General features: G+C 62.7%; 23 protein-coding genes. 12 read left to right on the forward strand and 11 right to left on the reverse strand.

The annotated features are described in order from the left end of the window. Positions 1-172: 172 nt before the first annotated feature. The 3 genes from NKH36_RS23430 to NKH36_RS23440 all read right to left on the reverse strand — a co-directional run bounded on the left by NKH36_RS23430 (position 173) and on the right by NKH36_RS23440 (position 2,473). Positions 173-1,072: a sigma-70 family RNA polymerase sigma factor gene (locus NKH36_RS23430; RefSeq protein WP_352964694.1), complete on the reverse strand. Its 900-nt coding sequence runs from the start codon at positions 1,070-1,072 to the stop codon at positions 173-175. Positions 1,073-1,096: 24 nt separating this feature from the next. After that, entirely contained in the window at positions 1,097-1,408 is a 312-nt protein-coding gene (locus NKH36_RS23435; protein ID WP_352960745.1) for a hypothetical protein, read from the reverse strand. Between the two features lie 354 nt (positions 1,409-1,762). Further along, positions 1,763-2,473: a hypothetical protein gene (locus NKH36_RS23440; RefSeq protein ID WP_352960743.1), complete on the reverse strand. Its 711-nt coding sequence runs from the start codon at positions 2,471-2,473 to the stop codon at positions 1,763-1,765. A gap of 438 nt (positions 2,474-2,911) precedes the next feature. On the opposite strand from NKH36_RS23440, the gene NKH36_RS23445 reads away from it, so the two are divergent. From NKH36_RS23445 to NKH36_RS23465, 5 genes are all read left to right on the forward strand, one after another. Continuing rightward, entirely contained in the window at positions 2,912-3,409 is a 498-nt protein-coding gene (locus NKH36_RS23445; RefSeq protein ID WP_352960741.1) for a Csu type fimbrial protein, read from the forward strand. A gap of 27 nt (positions 3,410-3,436) precedes the next feature. Beyond that, positions 3,437-4,159 carry a fimbrial biogenesis chaperone gene (locus NKH36_RS23450; RefSeq protein ID WP_352960740.1) on the forward strand — a complete coding sequence of 241 codons (723 nt, stop codon included), beginning with the start codon at positions 3,437-3,439 and terminating at the stop codon, positions 4,157-4,159. A gap of 196 nt (positions 4,160-4,355) precedes the next feature. Then, positions 4,356-6,575 carry a fimbria/pilus outer membrane usher protein gene (locus NKH36_RS23455; protein WP_352960738.1) on the forward strand — a complete coding sequence of 740 codons (2,220 nt, stop codon included), beginning with the start codon at positions 4,356-4,358 and terminating at the stop codon, positions 6,573-6,575. An 11-nt stretch (positions 6,576-6,586) separates the two neighbouring features. After that, positions 6,587-7,528 carry a Csu type fimbrial protein gene (locus NKH36_RS23460; protein WP_352960736.1) on the forward strand — a complete coding sequence of 314 codons (942 nt, stop codon included), beginning with the start codon at positions 6,587-6,589 and terminating at the stop codon, positions 7,526-7,528. 494 nt (positions 7,529-8,022) lie between these two features. After that, on the forward strand, positions 8,023-8,460 hold the full coding sequence (locus tag NKH36_RS23465; protein ID WP_352960734.1) for a YybH family protein: 438 nt from the start codon (positions 8,023-8,025) through the stop codon (positions 8,458-8,460). A 26-nt stretch (positions 8,461-8,486) separates the two neighbouring features. Here the strand turns inward: NKH36_RS23465 and NKH36_RS23470 are convergent, their stop codons facing one another. Both NKH36_RS23470 and NKH36_RS23475 read right to left on the reverse strand, forming a co-directional pair. Then, on the reverse strand, positions 8,487-9,512 hold the full coding sequence (locus NKH36_RS23470; protein WP_502912096.1) for a cation diffusion facilitator family transporter: 1,026 nt from the start codon (positions 9,510-9,512) through the stop codon (positions 8,487-8,489). After that, positions 9,509-9,772, reverse strand: a complete 264-nt coding sequence (locus NKH36_RS23475; protein WP_352960732.1) for a metal-sensing transcriptional repressor — start codon at positions 9,770-9,772, stop codon at positions 9,509-9,511. Before NKH36_RS23475 ends, NKH36_RS23470 begins: the two co-directional genes overlap by 4 nt. A gap of 288 nt (positions 9,773-10,060) precedes the next feature. Between NKH36_RS23475 and NKH36_RS23480 the strand changes: the two genes are divergently transcribed. The 4 genes from NKH36_RS23480 (at position 10,061) to NKH36_RS23495 (ending at position 12,542) form a co-directional block, all read left to right on the forward strand. Further along, entirely contained in the window at positions 10,061-10,282 is a 222-nt protein-coding gene (locus NKH36_RS23480; protein WP_127314739.1) for a hypothetical protein, read from the forward strand. A 357-nt stretch (positions 10,283-10,639) separates the two neighbouring features. Continuing rightward, positions 10,640-11,314, forward strand: a complete 675-nt coding sequence (locus NKH36_RS23485; RefSeq protein WP_352960730.1) for a GntR family transcriptional regulator — start codon at positions 10,640-10,642, stop codon at positions 11,312-11,314. 26 nt (positions 11,315-11,340) lie between these two features. Beyond that, positions 11,341-12,111, forward strand: a complete 771-nt coding sequence (locus tag NKH36_RS23490; RefSeq protein WP_352960763.1) for a pseudouridine synthase — start codon at positions 11,341-11,343, stop codon at positions 12,109-12,111. Positions 12,112-12,320: 209 nt separating this feature from the next. Then, positions 12,321-12,542: a helix-turn-helix domain-containing protein gene (locus NKH36_RS23495; RefSeq protein ID WP_502912097.1), complete on the forward strand. Its 222-nt coding sequence runs from the start codon at positions 12,321-12,323 to the stop codon at positions 12,540-12,542. A gap of 179 nt (positions 12,543-12,721) precedes the next feature. Here NKH36_RS23495 and NKH36_RS23500 read toward each other — a convergent pair whose 3' ends face one another. The 4 genes from NKH36_RS23500 to NKH36_RS23515 all read right to left on the reverse strand — a co-directional run bounded on the left by NKH36_RS23500 (position 12,722) and on the right by NKH36_RS23515 (position 17,428). Continuing rightward, positions 12,722-13,462, reverse strand: a complete 741-nt coding sequence (locus NKH36_RS23500; RefSeq protein WP_352960725.1) for a 2OG-Fe(II) oxygenase — start codon at positions 13,460-13,462, stop codon at positions 12,722-12,724. A 110-nt stretch (positions 13,463-13,572) separates the two neighbouring features. Further along, the gene (locus tag NKH36_RS23505; RefSeq protein ID WP_352960723.1) at positions 13,573-15,894 is read right to left on the reverse strand and encodes a xanthine dehydrogenase family protein molybdopterin-binding subunit; all 2,322 of its coding nucleotides are present in this window, start codon (positions 15,892-15,894) and stop codon (positions 13,573-13,575) included. Next, positions 15,891-16,874, reverse strand: coding sequence for an FAD binding domain-containing protein (locus NKH36_RS23510; RefSeq protein ID WP_352960721.1), 984 nt, complete (start codon positions 16,872-16,874; stop codon positions 15,891-15,893). The genes NKH36_RS23505 and NKH36_RS23510 overlap by 4 nt, the downstream gene beginning before the upstream one ends. Next, positions 16,871-17,428, reverse strand: coding sequence for a (2Fe-2S)-binding protein (locus NKH36_RS23515; RefSeq protein ID WP_352960719.1), 558 nt, complete (start codon positions 17,426-17,428; stop codon positions 16,871-16,873). The genes NKH36_RS23510 and NKH36_RS23515 overlap by 4 nt, the downstream gene beginning before the upstream one ends. 246 nt (positions 17,429-17,674) lie before the next feature. Here NKH36_RS23515 and NKH36_RS23520 point away from each other — a divergent pair, with 246 nt between their 5' ends. Further along, positions 17,675-18,307 (forward strand): TetR/AcrR family transcriptional regulator, encoded by a 633-nt coding sequence (locus NKH36_RS23520; RefSeq protein WP_352960717.1) that lies wholly within the window; start codon positions 17,675-17,677, stop codon positions 18,305-18,307. Between the two features lie 267 nt (positions 18,308-18,574). Here NKH36_RS23520 and NKH36_RS23525 read toward each other — a convergent pair whose 3' ends face one another. Further along, positions 18,575-18,874 carry a hypothetical protein gene (locus tag NKH36_RS23525; RefSeq protein ID WP_352960716.1) on the reverse strand — a complete coding sequence of 100 codons (300 nt, stop codon included), beginning with the start codon at positions 18,872-18,874 and terminating at the stop codon, positions 18,575-18,577. A gap of 160 nt (positions 18,875-19,034) precedes the next feature. Between NKH36_RS23525 and NKH36_RS23530 the strand changes: the two genes are divergently transcribed. Both NKH36_RS23530 and NKH36_RS23535 read left to right on the forward strand, forming a co-directional pair. Next, positions 19,035-19,466, forward strand: a complete 432-nt coding sequence (locus NKH36_RS23530; RefSeq protein ID WP_352960715.1) for a dihydrofolate reductase family protein — start codon at positions 19,035-19,037, stop codon at positions 19,464-19,466. Positions 19,467-19,562: 96 nt separating this feature from the next. Beyond that, on the forward strand, positions 19,563-20,504 hold the full coding sequence (locus tag NKH36_RS23535) for a hypothetical protein (protein WP_352960713.1): 942 nt from the start codon (positions 19,563-19,565) through the stop codon (positions 20,502-20,504). A 334-nt stretch (positions 20,505-20,838) separates the two neighbouring features. Here the strand turns inward: NKH36_RS23535 and NKH36_RS23540 are convergent, their stop codons facing one another. Continuing rightward, entirely contained in the window at positions 20,839-21,126 is a 288-nt protein-coding gene (locus tag NKH36_RS23540; protein WP_352960712.1) for a GIY-YIG nuclease family protein, read from the reverse strand. Positions 21,127-21,340: the final 214 nt, after the last annotated feature.

Genomic DNA, 21,340 nt, shown 5'->3' on the forward strand with positions numbered 1-21,340 from the left:
TGGTCTCCCCCAAACCTTGACCCCACGCTGGCACAGTTCTCTCTTTGTTCTAGATGAAATGCAAGCAAATTGTCGAGATTGGAAAGACAATCGCCACGATTGAACCACAGGCTTTGGAATCCGGCGGCTCCAGGCCCGGAGACACCGCTCGTGGACGTGGCCGATCCTCCCTTCACTCCTCGATCATCTTGATCTCCGCGTCGACCAAGCACCAGGGTGCATAACGAAAATCGCGGATCTGGACGACCCGCTCGTCCTGCCATTCGACCAGCATGAAGCCGCGCACGGCGCTGTCCGGCTCCTGCGGGTTGCGGATCAGGACCGCCGGCCTGCCGTCGACGAAGCCCAGCGACAGCGCCCAGTCGCTGATGCGATCGTAATTGCCGAAATAGGTCGACACTTCGGCCTTGCCGCGCAGGCGGAGGCGGTTGACGAGTTCGAGCTGGATATCCTCGGCGATCAGCGCCCTGACCGCGTCAAAATCGCGCGCGTTGAACAGATCGACGTAACGGCGCAGGCGCCGCTCCTCATCGGCGTCGAGCCTGGGCGCGGCGACCTGTTCGGGCTCAGATGCGAGCACGCGCAGCTGCGCCCGTCCGCGATGCAGCGCCGCCTTGGTCGCGGCCAGCGTCGCGCCGGTCACCTCGCAGGTGTCGTGCAGGGAAAGGCCTAGCACGTCGACCAGGATCACGGCGCTGCGCTGCGCTACCGAAAGCTGCATGAAGCTGCGCAGGCCGGTCGCCGCGGCCAGCCGTGCGTCGGCATTGCCGGAGGGATCCTCGATCGTGGTCATGTCGGTCTCGATGATGCGCGACCTTTCCCGATGGCGCCGGCGCAGATGGTCCTGCGCGGCATTATGGGCGATGCGAAACAGCCATTGCTCGGGCCGCTCGACCGCCATGCTGCCGTCGATCGCCTGCAGCGCCTTCAGCAGCGTCTCCTGCACGATGTCCTCGCCGTCGATCACCGAGCCCGCCATGCGGGCGCAATAGCGATGCAGTTTCGGACGCAACCCGGAGAGCATCGCCTCCAGCGCCGGCCGGTCGAACTTCCGTGGGGTTATGGCGTCCATTTTCTTGGCTGTAGCACAGTCGCTCTATCCGGCCTTACCCTCCTCAAGCACATGGTAGTTGCCGATGATTTTGGCAGGCGATCGCTTGACCGGGGTAGAACGTCGCTCCGCATGGTTTTGCGTGAACGCCTCGAAGGCCGCAAGCCCGGTCAGCGCGGATGCATCGTTTCCCTCGCCGACGACGTGGATGAACTCGCCGTCATCGAGTTCGAGCACGAGATAGCGCACGGTCTGCGGCGCCGTCTCATCCAGCGCCTCGAACACTTTTGCCACCAGCGCGCGGTTCTCTTCCAGCCCGGTGTCTTTCACGCTGTAGCGAATGAGTTTGTAGCCCATGGTTCGTCTCCTGATTGGTTGGTCTCAACGGAAGACGACCGGAGTTACCGAAAAGATTCTCGGCTCGGCATAATTCTTTTCGGCCGCCCGCATCATCCTTGCCTGTGACCGATCAATGCAGTTTGCCGAACTCCCGGTGTTCGAACAGGACCGCGCCAAGGCGTTCTATACCAGGCATTTAACCTGCCAGGTCGCGACCGTCAGCGCTGCCCGTACATCTACATCACAGCCGCTCAGCGCAGCGACCCTGACCGCGAGAAGCCCGCCACCTTGCGAGTGGCGGGCCGGCCGCAAGACCAGGAGAGTGTTGTCTAGCCTCCACGGCCGATGCGACACCCTCGTTTGCGCGTCTCCTCAGCGGCGCGCGATCAGCAGGCAAAGCTCACGCAGGTCGCGATCGTATGTGCCGCCGCTCCCGAGCACGTCGACACAGCGCTTCTTCATGCGCGTCAACTGGCTGCTGGACAATTGCGCGACCACGCTCGGCACGCTGCGAGTGCTCGGCGCCCCGGCTGTTCCAAGAGCCCCCAGCGTTCCAGGGGTGCCCGGTGTACCGAGAAGGCTTGCGCCTCCAACGCCGACACCGGCACCCACGCCGACACCGCCCGTGCCCCCCACATCGGCACCCAAACCCGCTGTAATGCCGCCGGAGTCGCCTACATTTGCGCCCGCGCCGGCAGTGATCCCACCAGTGCCGCCTATGTTTGCGCCTGCGCCAGCCGAGACGCCACCAGTGCCGCCCACATTGGCGCCGGCACCAGCGGTAACGCCCTTGCTGCCGCCAATCGATGCACCGGCGCCGGCATTCACCCCACTTCGGCCGCCGATCGAAGCGCCGACACCCGCGGTAATGCGTTTCTTGCCGCCTATCGATGTACCGGCACCGGCATTCACCCCGCTGCTACCGCCGATCGAGGCGCCGAGACCGGCATTTATGCCACCTCGGCCCCCAACTGATGCGCCGGCGCCGACGCTAATGCCGCCTGCGCTGGAAGGGAAAGACAGAGATAAAACAAGTGCACCACCGGCTAAAGCTGTGGCGAGACGCTTAACGACATTTGCCATGACACTCTCCTTTGGTAGCTACCTCACAGTAGCAGTTCGAATGCTTGCTACATTAGCAACAACGAACTCAAAGGGTTTTTGGATTACTAAAAAGGAACTATGTTTCGGATTGTAACTTACGGTCAGCAAAATATTCTCAATCAATTTGAATACAAATTGTGAAAAAAGCTTGAGATCCTTTCCGGGCCTACTCTTTCTCACCCTTGTCTGCGCAACACATTAGCGGACCAAGCCCGCAAACGCCGCGGGAAAAACTGCAACGTGATCCACGACTACCAGCAATAAGACTCTGTTAGCCATGACTGTGAACAATGCCGAATAGATCCTTTGCAACGGATGCGTGTATGATACAGATGCAGGTAGGGTGGGTTGGTGGATTGCCGGTTTTCAGGTCGCCTCGTTTGTGATCCTTCGTCCGGCATTTTGAATGGAGATCGCATGCGGCCCTACCTTCTCTGCCTTGCTGGTTCTTTTGCGGCTTCAGCGCTGCTCGTTTCACCGGCTCTTGCTCAGGCACCCACCGCTCAGTTCAATGTCCAAATCACCATCAACGCTGAATGTCAGATCAATTCGGCGAGCGATCTGAATTTCCCCGCATCGGGCGTGATCGACACCGCGGTCGAAGCATCGAGCGCCATCGCCGTTCAGTGCACCAATGGAACGGATTACGACATCGGGCTCAATGCCGGAACGGGCGCTACCGCTACCGTCGCAGCCCGACAGATGACCGGGACGGGTGGGGAAACGGTTGCCTATTCCCTCTATACGGATGCCGGCCATGCCGATGTTTGGGGCGATACGATCGGAACGGACACCTTGGCGGGTACCGGAACCGGCGCCGAGCAGACTTACCCCGTCTATGGTCAGGTGCCAGTGCAGGATACCCCCACGGCCGGCACGTATGCCGACGTCATCACTGTGACCTTGACCTACTAAGCCATACCCAGACTAGGGAGAGGGGAAATGCGGTTAGTAGCCGTCATAGTCGCATGTCTTGCAGCCGCCCTTGAGTTTGCAGGCATTGCGCAAGCCGCGTCGCTGCGCGTCGCACCTGTCGTGCTCGACCTCAGGGCGCCGACGGCCGCCTCGACCATCCGAATCTGGAACGATGCGCGCCGACCAATCAACGTGCAGGTCCGTGTTCTTCGCTGGACCCAGAAAAACGGGGAGGATGCCTACGAGGTGACGAACGATGTGGTGGCCAGTCCGCCGATCACGACGCTTCGGCCCGGGGGCGAAAATCTGATCCGGATCGTCCGAACCTCGAAACGGCCCGTCAACGGAGAAGAGAGCTATCGGCTGGTCGTGGACGAGCTGCCGGATCCGTCCCGCCGTGTGGCCGGAACGGTCGTTCTGGTGGTGCGCCACTCGATACCCGTGTTCTTCGCCACCACCGACGCCCCAGGGGCATCTCCAACTTGGAGCGTGCAGCAAAAGCGGGGTGGTTATCTCGTCACCGTCCGCAACCGGGGATCGATGCGGCTCAAAGTATCGAACCTCGCCCTGAGCAGCGGCGGTAAGGCCGTGGCGCGCCGCGAGGGACTGGTTGGCTATGCACTCGGGAACTCTACTGCGAAGTGGTTTGTCCCGACCACCGGCCGCGGCCGGCTGTCCGGTTCGGTGACAATCTCGGCGGACAGCGAAGCAGGACCTTTTGATGCTACCGCACGCCTTACGGGCGGCTAGTGCTCCATTTTTGGTGTCGATCGGGCTCCTTGCGCTGCAAGGTTCAACAGCTTTCGCTGAATCGATTCCCGCAGCAACAGGCCCTGGTGCAGGGGCAACACCCGTCAGCGTCTCTCGCCACCTTCAACTGGAGGTGTTCATCAACGGCACGTCGACCGACCTCGTCGCGTCTTTCCGGCAGGACGCCGACGGGACCTTGGCAATCGAACCGGTCCAGTTGCGCAATGTCGGCATCGAACCCGGCGAAGAAGCCATGCGGCCGGATGGGCTGATCGACATAGCCAAGCTTCCCCTCGTTTCCTTCGAGTTCGACGAAACCGTCCAGACCATCCATTTCACCGTCGAGTATGACGCGCGTTCTGCGCGCGTCATTGATGCCCATGAGCGTGCTCAGGACGAGACTTCCACCGGAAACCCTCAAAGCAGCCTCGGCGCGCTGGTTAACTACACGCTGTTCGCCGGCACCGGGGGTGACGGCGTCGATGACATGTGGGCCTTCGAGGGCGCGTCGGGATGGTTTGAAGGTCGCGCATTCAGTCCGTTCGGCGTGTTCGCAAGCTCTTATGTCGCCAGCAGCTCGCCGGACGAACTCTACGGCTCGACCCGCCTCGACACGACCTGGTCATATTCGAACCCCAAATGGCTGACCACGTTTCGCGCGGGCGACGTGATTACGGGCGGCTTGAGTTGGACCCGGCCGACGCGGCTGGGCGGGTTGCAGATCCAGCGCAACTTCGGCCTGAGGCCGGATCTCGTAACCATGCCTCTGCCCGAACTCTCCGGCTCCGCGGCCGTTCCATCGACGGTCGACATCTATGTCAACAATGCCCGTCGCCTGTCCGAGCAGGTTCCGACCGGCCCATTCCAGATCACCAATTTGCCGGTGGTGACGGGAAGCGGAACGGCGCGTGTCGTGGTGCGCGACGCGCTCGGACGGGAGACGGTTTCCGAAACGCCGTTTTTCGCATCATCCGACCTTTTGGCGTCTGGATTTTGGGACTATTCGGCGGAAGCCGGCTTTGCCCGCCGGTTCTATGGCGTCGAATCCGACGACTATGACGGGCGCTTCATGGCCTCGGGCACGCTTCGCTACGGACTAACCGACTGGCTGACCCTCGAAGGCCATGCCGAAGGCGGCGGGGGGCTCATCAATGGCGGCACCGGCACTGTGTTTGGCATCGGCCCTTACGGTGTGGGATCACTCGCGGTGTCAGGAAGCAGCTACGACGGGCAGACGGGATTTCAGGTCTCAGGCAGTGTCGAGTTCGAGCTTTGGGACCTGCATTTTTTTGCGCGAACGCAGCGCACGTTCGGAGACTATAACGACATTGCTGCGGTCACTGTGGATCCTCTCCCGCCGCTGTTGCCCGATGATGACTTCCACGTCCACAGCGCCGCACCGCCGCGTTCGCTCGACCAGGTGTCTGTTTCGGTTCCCCTGAAATTCGATCCTTCGACGCTCAATTTCAGCTACACCCAGCTCGAGACGGTCGAGGGCGACCGCTCGCAGATCCTCGGCCTCTCCTTCAACCGTTCAATCGGCAGGGCATCGCTCTTTGCCACAGCCTTTAAGGACTTAGCGGATGAGGAGTCGTTCGGTGTCTTTGCCGGCGTTTCCATCCCGATCGGCGAGGACATTTATGCTTCGACCGGCGTTTCCTCCGACTCCGACGGGACATCGGTCACGACTGATCTAGTGAAGGCCGAAAGCGCCGAGATCGGCAGCGTCGGCTGGCGGCTCCGTGACACGGCAGGCGCTTACACAGAGCGTGCGGCGTCCGTCAGCTATCGCGCGCCTTTTGCTCGCTTCGAGGCAAGCCTCGGGCAGTATGAGGATCAATTCCGCGCAACGGCCCAGGCCGACGGTTCGGTCGTCTTCGCCGGCCGCGACGTCTTCTTTTCCAATCGCATCAACGACGCCTTCGCGGTGGTCGATGCCGGTGTTCCGGATATCGAGGTGCAGTATGAAAACCGGCCGGCCGGCCGCACCAATCGCCGCGGCAAGCTGCTGGTGCCGGGCCTGCGCTCCTACGAACCCAACCAGATCACGATCGACCCCACGAACCTGCCGGTCGATGCAACGGTCGGCGGCACCCGCGAAGTCACCGTTCCGACTGACCGCAGCGGAACCGTGGTTAAGTTCGATGTAGAGACCGATGTCCAGGCTGCACTGGTCACACTTCGCGATGAGGACGGCGAATTCGTTGAGACGGGTGCGGCCGGACAGGTCGAAGGCACCTCTGCGAGCTTTGTCGTCGGCTATGACGGGCAGGCTTTCATCAAGAGGCTGGGCGCCCAAAACCGCATCGTGGTGGATCAGCCGACCCGCGGCCGCTGCAAGGCTGAGTTTGTCTTTAATCCGCGCGACGGCGAGCAGGTCACCATTCCCGATGCAGTCTGTCGCGCGACGCAATGAGGACACCCAAAATGCTCCGTCTGGCTCTTTTCCTCTTGTTTCTCTTCCTGGCGCCGGTTGCCGCCAATGCCGCCAACTGCACGTTCAGCGTGACCAACGTCAATTTCGGCAATGTCGATGTCCTTACCGGGTCGCCGGTCGATACCACGGCCACGCTCAACATCAACTGCACCAGCGTCGTCTCCGGCTTCGTGCGCGTCTGCCCCAACCTCAACGCCGGGTCGGAAGGCGCGACCGCCGGCATCCGGCATATGCGCTTTGCGGGCACAGCGCTGTTCTACAACCTTTACCAGGACGCCGCACGGACCATACCCTGGGGCTCGGCAGAAAACTCCTCGCTCGGATCGCCGCCAACGTTTGATTTCACCACATCGGTTGGGGGCTCCGTTTCCGCGACGCGGACGATCTATGCCAGGGTGCTGGGGAACCAGCTGAGCGTCGGGGCAGGCCTCTACACGTCGCAGTTTTCAGGCTCTCAGACCCGGATCATCTACGGCGAAGTTGCCACTTTCAACTGCGCGATCTCGGTCGGTGGTTCTTTCAGACGTGCCACTTTTTCGGTCCAGGCCAACGTTGCCGCCAACTGCAGCGTGACGGCGCAGAACATCAACTTCGGCAATCACGGCGTGCTCGACGCCGCCGTCGACGGGATCGGCGGCGTCGGCGTTACCTGCACACCGGGCACGGCCTACAATGTCGGCTTGAACAACGGGCTAAGCGGCACCAGTCCGACGGCTCGGCGCATGACGCTCGGCGGTCAGGCCGTGACCTACGGCCTCTACAAGGATGCCGCGCGCAGTCAGCCCTGGGGTGGAACCATCGGGACCGATACCCTTGCAGGCGTCGGCGCAGGCGCGACGCAGAACCTGCCCGTCTATGGCCGCGTGCCGGCGCAATCGACGCCGCCCCCTGGTACCTACACCGACACTGTGGTGGTCACAGTCACCTATTGACTTGTTGCCGGGCGTCGTCGGTCTAGGCTTGTCACAGCCCAGCGCACGCGCGCCTGCAGGAACGCGTTTCCTGGCTGTTCAAAAGGCGGATCCTATCGCGGTCCGACGCCCAGCGAACCCTGTTCGGGCGACGGCACCGGCCTTGTCATGGCTGCAACGAAGGCAGCGGCAATCACCGCGACAATCCCCAGGCACGGCAGCCGGCTAGGGTCTCGCGCAGGAACAGGAGCCTCGCCAGCGAGGGCAACCGCATGGTGATCGGCAGCCAGTGAGCGGACCAGCCGATGAGCGGGCAAGTGAATCTTGACGCGCAATTTGAGCGGTCATTACCGAGCCGTCTCAAAACGCCGTCGCGAAAACTTGTCCCGCGCCGTGCTATACTGACCACGCCAACCTACACTGCGCCGCAGTTGGGGAAATGCCTCACCGCTGCAGAATGTTAACCTGCGGGAGTCGCCAATCCGGATCAGAAATGAAACGACAGGGAGGATGACGTGTCCCTCGACGCCAATGACTTCGATCAAGCAGTTGAAAAATACCACCTGGCTCTGGATGAGTTCATGAAAGGAAACCCCGCGCCTGCGAAGAAGCTCTTTTCCCAACGAGACGATGTAACACTGGGAAATCCCTTTGGCCCTTTCGCGCATGGATGGAAGCAGGTCATTGAGACGATGGAGCAAGCAGCATCGAATTACAGGGACGGCGACGCTACCGGCTTCGAGAACGTAGCGAAGTGTGTGACGTCTGAGCTGGCATACCTCGTCGAAGTAGAACGGCTCAGGTCCAAGGTTGGCGGTTGCAGCGATGTCACCCCTCTTGCGTTACGCGTGACGAGCGTCTTTCGCCCAGAAGACGGTCTCTGGAAGATTGTGCATCGTCATGCCGATCCGATAACGACGGCTCAGCCGGCCGATTCGGTACTCCGCTGGTAGGCGCGGTTCTGGTTGGACCTCGACCGTTAGTTCCTGTCGTGTTCGCCGTGAGCACGATCCGCATCCGCGCTCGCCAATCTTATATTCGCCGCCGCAAGCGCCGGCATGTGCTCGAACAGCTCGTCTTCCAGCGCCGCCGTGATCTTCTTCGCTTCGCAGACCGGCAGGCTTTCCTCGACGGCGATGGCAATGTCGGCGTGCAGCCTGTGACCGATCCACCGCGCCTTGGCCTCGACAATGCGCGCTGCCGGCACATGCGCGGCCGCATGATGGATTTCGCCGATGACATCAGGCTCCACGCCGTCGAGCATGCGGGTCAGCATCGAGCGGGCCGACTGCCAGACGATGCCGAAGATCGCAAGCGTGATGAGCAGGCCGACAATCGGGTCGGCCAGCGCAAAACCGAGCCAGACCCCGATCGCCCCGATGACCACGGCAAGGCTGGTCAGGCCGTCGGTGCGGGCGTGATAGCCGTCGGCAATCAGTGCGGCGCTGTTGATTTCCCGGCCGACGCGGATGCGGAACACCGCGACGGCCTCATTGCCGAAAAAACCAACAATGCCTGCCGCCGCCAGCCAGCCCAGATGCGTCACCATTCGTGGATTGATCAAACGGTCGATGGCCTGGTAGCCGGCGACAACGGCACTGAACAGGATGATCCCGACGATGACAATCCCGGCCAGGTCCTCGACCCGGCCAAGGCCGTAAGTGAAGGTCGGCGACGGCCTGCGCCGGGCCAGCAGGAAGGCGATCCACAGCGGAATGGCGGTGGTGGCATCACCGATGTTGTGGATCGTGTCGGCCAGCAGCGCCACGCTGCCCGACAGGGCGACCACGACCATCTGCATCGCCGCGGTGATTGCCAGGATGACAAACGACCATTTTATCGCCCAGATGCCCCGGTCGGTCGTCGCGATGGTCGCATCGATGACCCCGTGGCTATGCCCATGCGAGCCGCGGTGGTGACCATGTACGGCATGATCGCGCACCCCGAACCCGAACCAGTCGAGAATGCGCGCGCCGAGACTGCTCACAGGTATTTGACTGTTCACAGGTATTTCGCCAGTTGCTTGAGTTCCGCCAGCGAGTTGTCGCCCGCTTCGGCGGTGTCGGTCAGGCAGTGCTCGATATGATCGTGGATCAGCTCGCGCTTTGCGCTGCTGATGGCGCTTTCCACGGCATGGAGTTGCTGCGCCAGATCAACGCAAGGACGACGCGCGTCGAACATGGCCAGCACCGCCGCAAGATGGCCTTGCGCGCGCTTCAGGCGCTTCACGATAGCGGGATGCGAACGGTGGACGCCTTTAGACATGCCTGCTTTCGTATCCTCCCCGGGAGGATAGAGTCAATTATTCTGAGCCCACTTTTCCGCTGTGTATCCTATCGGTTGAAGAAAACCGTCAGCGCGCCCAGCGACCTGCCACCTTTTTACGGGTAGCCCGCCGGCCGGCCCGTATCATTTCGTGACCGTGTTGCGCTGGAACCTTCCCTCGCACCACGCGTTCGGGGCGCTGTATTCGCGATGCCTTATGTTTAGGCAAAGGTGAAGGCGAATACCGGCGGGGAGGCAAAAGCATGGGTTGGGGAGGAGCATATTGTCATGTCGAACCGTGAAATTGGAACGTCCCACACATTGGGGCTGCGTGTCGCTGATCTCAAAGCCAGGATGCAAAGCGCCCGGATTACCGAGCACGAGATGAAAACCTTTCAGAAGGTCGCCGCCGTTATGGGAGGAGGTGAAGGCTCCCTGCGGCTCGATGCCGACGACCTGATTGCCGCGTCTTTCGTCGTCGAGACGCTGGACGACCCCAGGTCGAATTGACGATCGTGGCGCCTCGGCGATCAGCCAGGCACCACGTCGGAGCCAGGGAAGCGGCGCGCCTGAGACTGCCGACCGCTTTCCTGACACGCTGCAAATGTCCTGGCGCTCGGCCACCGAGACGGGGTCCGTCCGGTAGAGCGCCAGGATTTTTCAAACACAGCGGATAGCAGACGGAACGGAAGCCGCGCAGCAGGTTCGCCGGCCGGGCCGGCCCATGATTCCGCGACATCAGCGGCGTCGCGCCGCATCACCGGCACCCCGTCGACTACACCACGTTCGGATACTCGTATACGAGAATCCACATATCCACCTTGGCGGGTTTCTGTTAGGCAAGGTTCACCTGACAGGGAGAACCGATTGCGCGGACTTGGCGACGTCTTGATGCAGAAACCGCTGACGGTGGCGGAACAGGTGGCCAATGTGCTGCGTGAATCCATCGCCGAGGGCAGCTTGGCGGCGGGCACCCCGCTGCGCCAGGACGTCCTTGCCGAGCGCTTCGGCTTCAGCCGCATGCCGGTCCGCGACGCGCTTCGCCAGCTCGAAGCCGAAGGCATCGTTTCGACCCATCCGACCAAGAGCGCGCATGTCGCCAGGATGGACGCTACCGAGATCAGGGAGATCCTTGCGGTCCGCGCACTGCTCGAAAGCGAAGCGCTGCGGCTCTCGGTCCCCAACCTCGGCAACGAGAAGCTCGACGAGGCCGGCCATGTGCTCAAACAGATCGATGCCGAGCCGAATGTCGGCCGCTGGGGAACGCTGAACCGTGCCTTTCACCTGGCCCTTTACAGCGCCTGCGGCAACGCCCGGCTGCTTGGCCTCATCGAAGCCCACCACAATGCGGCCGACCGCTACGTTCGCATTCTTCTGTCGAACCTCAACTATCGCAGCCGCTCGCAGTCGGAGCGTCGCGACCTGTTGACGACCTGCCGCCACCGCGATGCCGAGGCGGCCGTCCGCGTCTTGCGAAAGCACCTCGGAGACGGCATGGAAACACTCGCCCACGCTGGAGATGGGCTGGCGGGAAAGTCCTGAACTTGCCGGAACGGCCACGCAAGACGATGACGTCACGGCCGAACACAGGCCGGCAACGCCCCTCGCCTAACCCAGGCGTCAGTCCCCCAGGCGTCAGCCTTTGTCGTGCCTTGTCGAAACTCGGCCTGTGCTCGCGCAAGCAGGCCGAGAATCTGGTCGCCGAAGGGCGCGTCCGGGTCGCAGGCAAAATGGTGCGCAACGGCTCGATGCGCGTCGATCCCGGCCGCGACCGCATCGAGGTCGACGGCAGCCGCGTCGTCGCCGAGCGCAAGGTCTATCTGATGATCAACAAGCCGCGCGGCCTGGTCACCACCCGCGACGATCCGCAGGACCGCGGCACCGTCTATGACTGCTTGGCAGAACTCGCCCTGCCCTTCGTGTCGCCGGTCGGCCGCCTCGACAAGGCCAGCGAAGGCCTGCTCCTGATGACCAACGACACGCGCTTCGCCCAGCGCCTGCTCGATCCCGCCTCGCACGTCGCCAAGATCTATCACGTGCAGATCGGCGCCCTGCCCGACGAGGCCATGCTGGCGCGGTTGCGCGCCGGCGCGACGGTTGACGGCGAAGATTTGACGGCGCGGTCGATCGACATCCTGCGCAGCGGCGCCAGCACCGCCTGGCTGGAAGTCACCCTCGATGAGGGCCGCAACCGCCACATTCGCAGGCTGCTCGGCGCGCAGGATGTCGAGGTGCTTCGCCTGGTGCGGGTGGCGATCGGCCCATTGCAGCTCGGCGAGCTCGCCAAGGGCAAGGCACGCCACCTCACCGCCGAAGAGCTGGCGCTGTTTGCGGCCTGAGTGAAGATGCCGAAGCGACCCGGCAAGAGCCGCACCGCCGGGCGGCAGGCCAATCGCCAGCGTTGCAGAATGTCCACCACGGTCGCCGCCAGCTCCCTTCTCCCCGTCACTATACGGGGAGAAGTGCCCGGTGTCCGAACCGGATAGATAGGTAACAGAATGGACCGATTGCATGGGTGACAGTTTCTTGTACGCCGGGAGGACCGGCGATGGTTTGGCAAGAGACTGGCATCATGGACGAGCGGCTTCGGTTTGTTGTGGACTGCCTTGCAGATGAGGAGACGATGAGCGAGCTTTGTGTGGCCTACGGCATATCGCGCAAGACCGGCTACAAATGGCTTAGTCGCTATCGCGCGCTCGGCCCGGAAGGTTTGCATGATCTGCCACGGGCGCCGTCGTCCGCCGCAGCGCCGCGCCAACCAAACCGCTAGGCGCTGCGGCCGACAGCACAGGGAGAAAACTGTAACCCATGTATCCGGTTCAAAGTGTTACCCATCTACCAACTGGACAACGGCAGGACGATGAGGGGCGGCGCCGACTCCGACAACTGACCCCCTAGCATGAAGCTGCCCTGTCGCCTCAACGCAGGCCTTCGAAGTCTACGACACCTTTACTTCGCGTCGTGGAAAATGATGCCCACCGTATGGCGCATGCCGGAGCGAAGCCGGCTGACGCCGTGCCTGAGATTGACGCGGTAGCTGCCTTTGCTGCCCTGGACCGGACGATTGTGGACCGCGAAGGCGACGGCGTCGCCCTGACGCAGCGGCACCACCTCGGCGCGGCTTTGCATGCGCGGACGCTGTTCGGTCAGCACGAACTCGCCGCCGGTGAAATCCTTATCCGGCTCGGACAGCAGGATTGCGACCTGCAGCGGGAAGGCAAGGTCGCCGTAGAGATCCTGATGCAGGCAGTTGAAGTCGCCGGCAACATATTGCAGCAGGAGCGGCGTCGGCCGCGTCTGGCCTTGCTCGTGGCATTGCTCGAGAAACGCGGCGTGTTCATCCGGGTAGCGCTGGGCGATGCCCATGCGCTCGTTCCAGTCGTTGGCGACCGCGGCAAGGCGCGGATAGAGCGCGGTGCGCAAGCCGCCGATCAGCTCGGGCAAGGGATAGCGGAAGTAGCGATACTCGCCCTTGCCGAAGCCATGCCGCGCCATGTGAACATGGCTGCGGAAATGGCTTTCGTCGGGATAGAGCCCGGCGATCTCCCGGCATTCTTCCGGCGTCAGCAGCTTTTCCATCACGACGCAGCCATAGCCGCTCATCTCCTCGGCCAATGCCTGCCAGTCATAGCCGGCGACCCGCGCTTCCGCCGATCGGACCGCTGCTGCCGGAACCGTGTGTATGGTCATGGCTTTGCCTCCTCTGGCTTCTTCTGCCATCAGAGATGGGTGAAGTAGCGCCTGCAAACCACCCGTTTCCTGCCAATGGCGTTGTTGTGGCGGAGAACGGGCGTTGAAGCTTAAATCAGCTTCTCCAGCGTGATCGGCAGGTCCCGCACTCTTTTGCCGGTGGCGTGGAACACCGCATTGGCGATCGCTGGCGCCACGCCGACGATGCCGAGTTCGCCCACTCCCTTGCCGCCGAGCGCCGAGGAATGCGGGTCGGGGATGCCGACCGAGATCACCTCGATGTCGGGAATGTCGGCATTGGTCGCGATGAGATAGTCGGCCAGGTTGTTGTTGACGATGCGGCCGTGACGGCGGTCGACGATGCCTTCCTCGAGCAGCGCCTGGCCGATGCCCATGATGATGCCGCCCTTCCACTGGCTTTCGGCGAGCTTGGGATTGTAGAGCCGGCCCGAATCCAGCGCCGACACCACGCGCGACACGCGAACCGTGCCAAAGTCCTCGTCGACGCGCACCTCGACGAAATGCGCGCACCAGCTGTGGCGGGAATAGTCGCCCTCGGTGTGCGACAGCGCCATCGCGATGGTCGTATTATTCTTGTAGCGATCCTCCGCCGTCCAATGGGCCGGCGTGGTGTCGCCCATCGCCTCGATCTGCTCGCGTCCGACGCTGCCGAGCAGCTCGGCGATCGAGACCTCAGGGCCCTCGCCACGCGGCGACTTTATGCGGCCATTGGCAACGACCAGCGTGTTGGCCTGCAGCGCATGGAACGGCGAATTTGGATCGCTGATCGCCAGCCCGACCAACTCATCGAGGGCGGCAGTCGCCGCCTTGTGCACGGCGCCCGTCATCACACCGGCCAGCCGCGAACCGCCGGTGACGCCGGCGCGGGCATAGCGGGAGTCGCCTAGCTTCACCACGACGTTCTCAGCCGGCACGCCCACCACTTCGGCGGCGGTCTGCGCCAGGATCGTATAGGTGCCCTGCCCCATGTCGATGCTCGAGCTTTCGACCTCGACCGAGCCGTCAGCGAGAATGCGCACCATCGCCTCGCCATAGGCGCGCCGCACCGGATAGGTGCCGGCGGCAACGCCCCAGCCGATCAGCTGGTTGCCATCGCGCATCGAGCGCGGCTCTGCCGTGTGCCCCGACCAGCCGAAGGCCTCGGCACCGGCAGCGAAAGCCTCGCGCAGCTGCCGTGTCGACCACGGCTTTTTCGCCTCCGGATCCTGTTCGGCATAGTTCCTGAGCCGGATTTCCAGCGGATCGATGCCTACTTCATAGGCGAGTTCGTCGATCGCGCTTTCGATGCCGAAGGCGCTCGGGTTCTCGCCAGGCGCGCGCAATGCCCCCGGCACCACCGTATTCACCCGCACGACATTCTGCCTCGACGAGAAATTCGGCGTCGCATACATGATCGAGGTGACCGAACCGAGCGGCTCAACCCACATGCCGTCGACCGAAGTCTCGTTGACGCCGCGCTGCACGATCGACTGGATCCGTCCCTCTGCGTCGGCGCCGAGCGCCACCGTCTGGCGTGTCGCCGCCCGTCCGCCATAGGCGGTGAAGGTCTGCGGCCTGGTGACCGCGAGCTTCACCGGCCGTCCCAGCATTTTCGCGGCCATCGCCGCCATCGCGCCGTAGCCGTAGGCGAACGCCTTAGAGCCGAAGCCGCCGCCGATATAGGGCGAGACCAGGCGCACATTCTCGAACGGCACGCCAAACCATTCGGCATAGGTCCGGGCCATGCCGTCGAGCCATTGGCTGGGCTCCCACACCGTCAGCCGGTCGCCCTGCCATTGCGCGATCAGGCCATGCGGCTCCATCGGTGCCTGGTATTCGCGCGGCGTGTTGTAGGCGGCGCAGATCCGCACTGGGGCGGCGGCGAAAGCCGCTCGCGCATCGCCCCATTCCTTGGTCATGGTATCGATCGGAATGCCGTCGCCGGCCTTTGGATCGTCGAGATCGACGATTGCCGGCGTCTCGTCATAGACGACTTTGACCAGTGCTGCGGCCGCGACGGCCTGCTCGAAACTCTCTGCCACCACCGCCGCGACATGCTGGCCGCTGAAGGTGATGTCGCGCGCCAGCGGGCAATAGGGTGCGTCCGGCGGCGGCGTGCCCAGCCAGTCCGTTGCCGTGTTGAGGCGCAACGCATTGTCCGGCGTCAGCACCAGCAGCACGCCGGGTGCGCTTTCAGCGGCGGCCTTGTCGATCGAACGCACCTTGCCGGCGGCAATCGTGCTCTCGACGAGAACAGCATGGCTGAGCCCTTCGAGCTGCTGCTCGACTGCGTATTTTGCGGCACCGGTGATCTTGGCCGGGCCATCGACGCGCGACAGCCGCCCGCCCACTGCCTCCGCGAAGACGGTGCCGTCCGAAGCGTCGCCCCTTTTCGGATCACCATGTCTTGATCTGACGTCATGAACGGTCATGCCGTTTCTCCCACTTTGAGGATGGCGCGGGCGATGACGCGCGGCGCCAGTTCGATCTTGTAGCGGTTGGCGCCGTGGTCGACGGCGCCCTCGATGGCGAGCAGGCTGGCTTGCTTGACGATATCAGCCTCCAGCACCTTGCCTTTCAGCGCCTCTTCCACCGCCCGTGCGCGCCACGGTTTGGTGGCGACACCGCCCAGCGCCACGCTCAGGTCCCGGATCGTCCGTCCGTCGGCCTCGAACTCGATGCCGACGGCGGCACTTGCAGCGGCGAATTCGTAAGATTGCCGGTCGCTGACCTTCAGATAGGTCGAACGTCCTGCGGCGGCGGAAGCAGGAATGCTGATCGCGGTGATCATCTCGCCTGGCTCGATCGTATGCTCCCTGTCGGGCGTGTCGCCAGGCAGCAGAAAAAAGTCGTCGACCGCGACCTGGCGGTCGCCGAGATGGACTGTTGCATCGAAGGCGACCAGTGCCGTCGCCAGATCGCCGGGATAGGTAGCGATGCAGGCTTCGCTGGTGCCAAGCACGGCATGGCCCCGGGTGACGCCGCCGATGGCCGAGCAGCCGCTGCCGGGCGAACGCTTGTTGCAGGCCGGAAAATTCGCCGGGTCGCGGAAATACGGGCAGCGCGCGCGCTGCATCAGATTGCCGCCGATGGTCGCCATGTTGCGGAGCTGCGCCGAGGCCGCCTGCCACAGCGCTTCCGAGACGGCGGGGAACCGGCTCTTGATATCGGCATGGTCGGCGACGCTGCTCATTCTTGCCAGCGCGCCGATCATGGCGCCCCGGTCGTCGACCGTGATCCTATCCAGCCCCTTGAGATGGGTGATGTCGACCACGGTCTCGGGTTCGGCGACGCCGCATTTGGCGAGATCGATGAGCGTCGTGCCGCCGGCCAGCAGCATGGCGCCGGGCAGCGCCGCCGCCTGGCGCGCCGCATCGACGGAGTTTGCGCGCAGATATGAAAAGTCCCTCATGACACGGTCTCCATGGATGACGCGGTCTCCATGGATGACGCGGTCTCCATGGATGACGCTGTCTGCATGGATGACGCAACCTCCAGTGCCGCCTGGCGCACGGCGGCGACAATGTGCGGATAGGCGCCGCAGCGGCAGAGATTGCCGGCCATGTATTCGCGGATTTCGTCATCCGAACCGGCATGGCCCTCGCGGATACAGGCGACCGCCGACATGATCTGGCCCGGCGTGCAGTAACCGCACTGGAAGGCGTCCTGTTCGAGGAAAGCGGCCTGCACCGCGTGCAGTGTGCCGTCGCCGTCGGCAAGCCCTTCGATTGATGTGACCGCCCTGCCCTCGGCCTGGACGGCGAGCGTCAGGCAGGCCAGCACGCGCTGGCCGTCGACATGCACGGTGCAGGCGCCGCATTGGCCCTGGTCGCAGCCTTTCTTGGTCCCGGTCAGGCCGAGATGGTCGCGCAAGGCGTCGAGCAGCGTGACGCGCGGCTCGACCTCCAGTTCATGGTGATGGCCGTTGATCTGAAGTTGGATAGGAATTCGGGTTTTGCGTGTCATGGGGCGCCTGGCTCCAGTTGCTTGACGCGGAGGGGGTGATCTGGTGCCCGGCCGGCGAGCGGCAAGGTCACCTTATGGCTCGGTCTGAAAGGGGCACGGGTGACGGCTTTCAGGCTGGAAGGAGGTGACATACCGGTTCCCCTGATTATATGATAAAGGTGCTCCACTAAACGGAGGCGCCTCCGCTTATTACGTGGGGGCTGATCCACGCAGGTTCAAGCCCCGTATTCGCAGTGGAGAAAAAATTTGGCTTCGCAGCCGCCCGTAACCGCCAAAGACAAGCCCGACGCGACAGCGGCAAAACCGCTGCGCGCCGATGCGCAGCGCAACCGCGACGCGCTGGTCGAGGTCGCGGCAGTGGCCTTTGCCACGCATGGCGTCGATACCTCACTGGAGGAGATCGCGCGCCAGGCCGGCGTCGGCATCGGCACGCTCTACCGGCATTTTTCGACGCGCGAGCATCTGGTCGAGGTGGTCTACCGGCGCGAAGTCGAAAGCCTGTGCGCGGCCGCAGACGAGCTTGCCCTTCACCATCCACCTGATATCGCGCTGGAACAATGGATGCAGCGCTTCGTCGACTACATCGCTACCAAGCGTGGGCTGGCCACGAGCCTGCGTATCCTGCTCAACACCAATTCAACCCTGTTCTCGGACATGTCCGGCCGGGTGACACTCGCTTTACGGCAGCTCATCGAAGCGGCGGTGGCCGACGGCTCGATCCGCAGCGACGTCGACAGTTCCGACGTTCTGCACGCGCTCGGCGGAATCTATTCGGCACCCGATACCGACGACTGGCGCGACCGATCGCGCCGGCTGGTATCGCTGCTGATGGACGGGTTGCGGTTTGGGGCTGGCAAGTCCACGGAGGATGGCGGGTGAACCGCCGAAAGCGCGGCGCTGGGATGTTGACGCCTCCTACGAACATGTAGGTGTTGAAGCGGAATAATTCTGCGGTCTCGGGCTTCCGCGAGCTGGCAAACGCATGGATTTCAGCACCTTCTCAGGCCAAGGCTATTTCAAATCATCGGCCGATGAGCTTCGGACCCTCTGATCAGAAGTCTGGCACCTGGCTCCGCACCGGTGCGCGGGATGCCAGCGGAGCAAGAACGAGCAACTCCGCCCCTGAATTGCGTCAGATGCGAAATCCTATGCGAACAAGCCGACTGCTCGATCGTAAAAATGGTCGAGAGCGCATCGCCTGGCGGCAATCCGCGCGGCTTCAAGCAATTCCTCGCGACCCGAGGCGCCGTCCTTGTAGGTTGCGATGACCACGCGCGCGATCATTTCGGCGTCCTCGTTGTCAAGCTCCGCCTCGCCGGACCGCAAAATTTCCCGAACCACACCCCTCAAGAGATCCAGTTCAATGGTTGAAAAGACGCCCATATGGGGCGCGGATGTGCACTCCACTGCCATTTGAATTCCTCCCGCCGTCACGATATCAAACACGCGAGCAATTACAACTAAAGTATTAGGCGAGCGCGCTCTTCGGAGGTCGTTCGGCACCCGCTGCAACCTTGCTATGCCGCGTTTGCCTTACTGAAACACGTCGCGCCGCATAACATGCAAACGTCGCTATGGGATCAGACCGGCTATCGGTGGAGTACTCATGAAGAAGACTGTCGTTAGGGTTGTCTGTGCCATCGGCCAGGCGGGGCAGCTCGGCCTCAAAGGCCGCCTCCCATGGGAAGGCAACCGGTCGCCGGAGTTCGTCGCCGACGTTGCACGATTTTTCGACCTCACGAGAGGGCACGTCTTGCTTGCCGGTCCCAAGACGATCGCAAGCATTCCGGATTTTGCTCGCGCGGATCGGGAACTTGTCGTCGTTCGCTCCAGCATGGATCCGGAGGACACGCTCCGGCGCTTTGCCGGCCGTGTCGTCTTCATCGGCGGCGGTCCACCGGTGTGGGACGCCTACGCACGCTTCGTCAGCCACTGGGACGTCACCCGGCTGCCCTATGACGGGCCGGCAGACCGCTGGTTCGATGCAAGATGGCTTATGGGAGGTGGCAACGTTGCCAGAAATCACAGCGACCAATGAAGGCTCGGATGTTGACGCCCCCTACGAACATGTAGGTGTTGACGCCGAAAGGTATTAGTCTGCGCGGTCTCGGGCTTCAGCGAGCTGGCAAAACGCATGGATTTCAGCACCTTCTCAGGCCACGGCTATTTCCTCATCGGCGGCCTCATCCTCGTTGGTGCCGGGCTCCTGATCCTTTCGCTGATCGTTAATATTCGTGTGGCACACAGCGTGCGCCACGATATGCGCCATCGTGAAAAGCTGCTGGAATATTATCGCAACATCTTTTCCCAGCTTGGCGTGATCCTGATCGGTATTGGCGTTTCTCTGTTCATCTTCTTTTTCCAGCAGAATTATCAGGACCAGCGCAAACGCGAAACGGAGCTCCAGCTGGTTCTCGCCAAACTGGCCGCGCGCATTGCTCGCGGCGCTGCCGTCGTCGAATACCTTGGCGAATTCGATGCGCTGCTGGATGATGGCGGTCCCTACATCAGCCCGGAACTCGGTGGAACGAATGCCGCGATCAGCGCACACGGGGCGGAACTCGGCAAGCAGGTCGCCGAGATCCTTTTGGTTGAGCGCGACGTCGAGGTTCAAGCGTTCGATATCTTGAATCTATCGCGCGATTTCGAAGCGTCGTTCGTCGTCAACGAACTCGATCCCGCGCTGTGGTTCAACATCGTCCGGGACGAGAGCGAGATCCAATATGCCACCACTCAGCTCGCCCTCGACTACAAGGACCTGCAGGATGCGATCGGCGGAGACTCGATCGCGGTTGCGATCGCAAATCCTGAAAAGGAGGCAAAGATCAAGCAGGAGGTGCTCGACATCTTTTATGATGCCGACCTCTTGCGCCAGCGCAGCAGGAGACTTCTCGGCCGTGCGTGCTGGCTTTTCAGCAAGGGGCGCAGCTTCGTCAACCTTGGACCGGTCAACGAGATCGAGGCCGATGCCAAGTCGCACCAGGAATGGATCGACCGGTCGAAACGCTTCTTGACGCAGTTGAAGTCGGGAAGCGGCGATTGCTTCAAATTGCTCCAGTTCGACCCGGCGTCCTGAGTTGAGAACACGCCGGCAAGCGCGGTTCGACTTGAGGTCCGTCGCTCTAAGTCGAAACTCGATCAGCCGGCTGCCGCCAATCGCCGAGATAGGTGGAAAGCAGCCATGAGCCGGCGTCTGACGGCGAGTAGTTCCTTGGACAGTGATTTAGACAGGTCGGCGATCGGCAGCATCGATAATTCCCGTCAGTGGCGAATCGCAAACCTCTATGATTGGCTGATGCGTCCCTCCCTTCGTCATCCCCGGGCGGAGCAAGGAGCGAAGCGACGCGGCGCAGACCCTGGGATCCATGCCGTTACCTCGCGGCAGTGCTCCAGCGGACCAGAACCGAGTGCTACCACCCCGTTCCGCGAAAAAGCTCGAACCACTCTGGATTGGTCTTCTCAATCAGGTCGATCTTCCATTGGCGCGGCCAGCGCTTCAGCGACTTCTCGCGCTGGATGGCATCTCGAATGTCGAAATGTTCCTCATCCCAGACAAGACGCTGCACACCGTAGCGGCTGGTGAAGCGCGAGCCTTGGCCTGATTTGTGCTCCGGCAAGCGGCGGCCGAGATCGTTGGTGACGCCGATGTAGATCGTGCCGTGCTTCTGGCTCGCGGTCATGTAGGCATAGCCGGTCATGGCTGAACGGTAACGAGCGCAGTTGCGGAGACAAGCGCTGTCCTGAGCTGCTGCATTCTTCGGCTGATGTCACGGCATGGATCCCAGGGTCTGCGCGCGTCGCTTCGCTCCTTGCTCCGCCCTGGGATGACGAAGGCATGGGCCTGTGGCTAATCACCAGCGTCAGAGATGGTGGAATGTTGCCATTTGTTTTGCGACGCCTGGCCTAATCGCT

This window comes from Mesorhizobium sp. M1312 (assembly GCF_040318115.1).
Classification (GTDB): Bacteria; Pseudomonadota; Alphaproteobacteria; order Rhizobiales; family Rhizobiaceae; genus Mesorhizobium.

Bases quoted from the DNA above. Each gene is read 5' to 3' on its own strand.
- NKH36_RS23450 (WP_352960740.1), top strand. From the start codon at position 3,437: ATGCGGTTAGTAGCCGTCATAGTCGCATGTCTTGCAGCCGCCCTTGAG.
- NKH36_RS23540 (WP_352960712.1), bottom strand. From the start codon at position 21,126: ATGACCGGCTATGCCTACATGACCGCGAGCCAGAAGCACGGCACGATC.
- NKH36_RS23510 (WP_352960721.1), bottom strand. From the start codon at position 16,874: ATGAGGGACTTTTCATATCTGCGCGCAAACTCCGTCGATGCGGCGCGC.
- NKH36_RS23440 (WP_352960743.1), bottom strand. From the start codon at position 2,473: ATGGCAAATGTCGTTAAGCGTCTCGCCACAGCTTTAGCCGGTGGTGCA.
- NKH36_RS23530 (WP_352960715.1), top strand. From the start codon at position 19,035: ATGAAGAAGACTGTCGTTAGGGTTGTCTGTGCCATCGGCCAGGCGGGG.
- NKH36_RS23475 (WP_352960732.1), bottom strand. From the start codon at position 9,772: ATGTCTAAAGGCGTCCACCGTTCGCATCCCGCTATCGTGAAGCGCCTG.
- NKH36_RS23435 (WP_352960745.1), bottom strand. From the start codon at position 1,408: ATGGGCTACAAACTCATTCGCTACAGCGTGAAAGACACCGGGCTGGAA.
- NKH36_RS23495 (WP_502912097.1), top strand. From the start codon at position 12,321: ATGGTTTGGCAAGAGACTGGCATCATGGACGAGCGGCTTCGGTTTGTT.
- NKH36_RS23480 (WP_127314739.1), top strand. From the start codon at position 10,061: ATGTCGAACCGTGAAATTGGAACGTCCCACACATTGGGGCTGCGTGTC.
- NKH36_RS23430 (WP_352964694.1), bottom strand. From the start codon at position 1,072: ATGGACGCCATAACCCCACGGAAGTTCGACCGGCCGGCGCTGGAGGCG.
- NKH36_RS23500 (WP_352960725.1), bottom strand. From the start codon at position 13,462: ATGACCATACACACGGTTCCGGCAGCAGCGGTCCGATCGGCGGAAGCG.
- NKH36_RS23490 (WP_352960763.1), top strand. From the start codon at position 11,341: ATGACGTCACGGCCGAACACAGGCCGGCAACGCCCCTCGCCTAACCCA.
- NKH36_RS23535 (WP_352960713.1), top strand. From the start codon at position 19,563: ATGGATTTCAGCACCTTCTCAGGCCACGGCTATTTCCTCATCGGCGGC.
- NKH36_RS23515 (WP_352960719.1), bottom strand. From the start codon at position 17,428: ATGACACGCAAAACCCGAATTCCTATCCAACTTCAGATCAACGGCCAT.
- NKH36_RS23445 (WP_352960741.1), top strand. From the start codon at position 2,912: ATGCGGCCCTACCTTCTCTGCCTTGCTGGTTCTTTTGCGGCTTCAGCG.
- NKH36_RS23460 (WP_352960736.1), top strand. From the start codon at position 6,587: ATGCTCCGTCTGGCTCTTTTCCTCTTGTTTCTCTTCCTGGCGCCGGTT.
- NKH36_RS23505 (WP_352960723.1), bottom strand. From the start codon at position 15,894: ATGACCGTTCATGACGTCAGATCAAGACATGGTGATCCGAAAAGGGGC.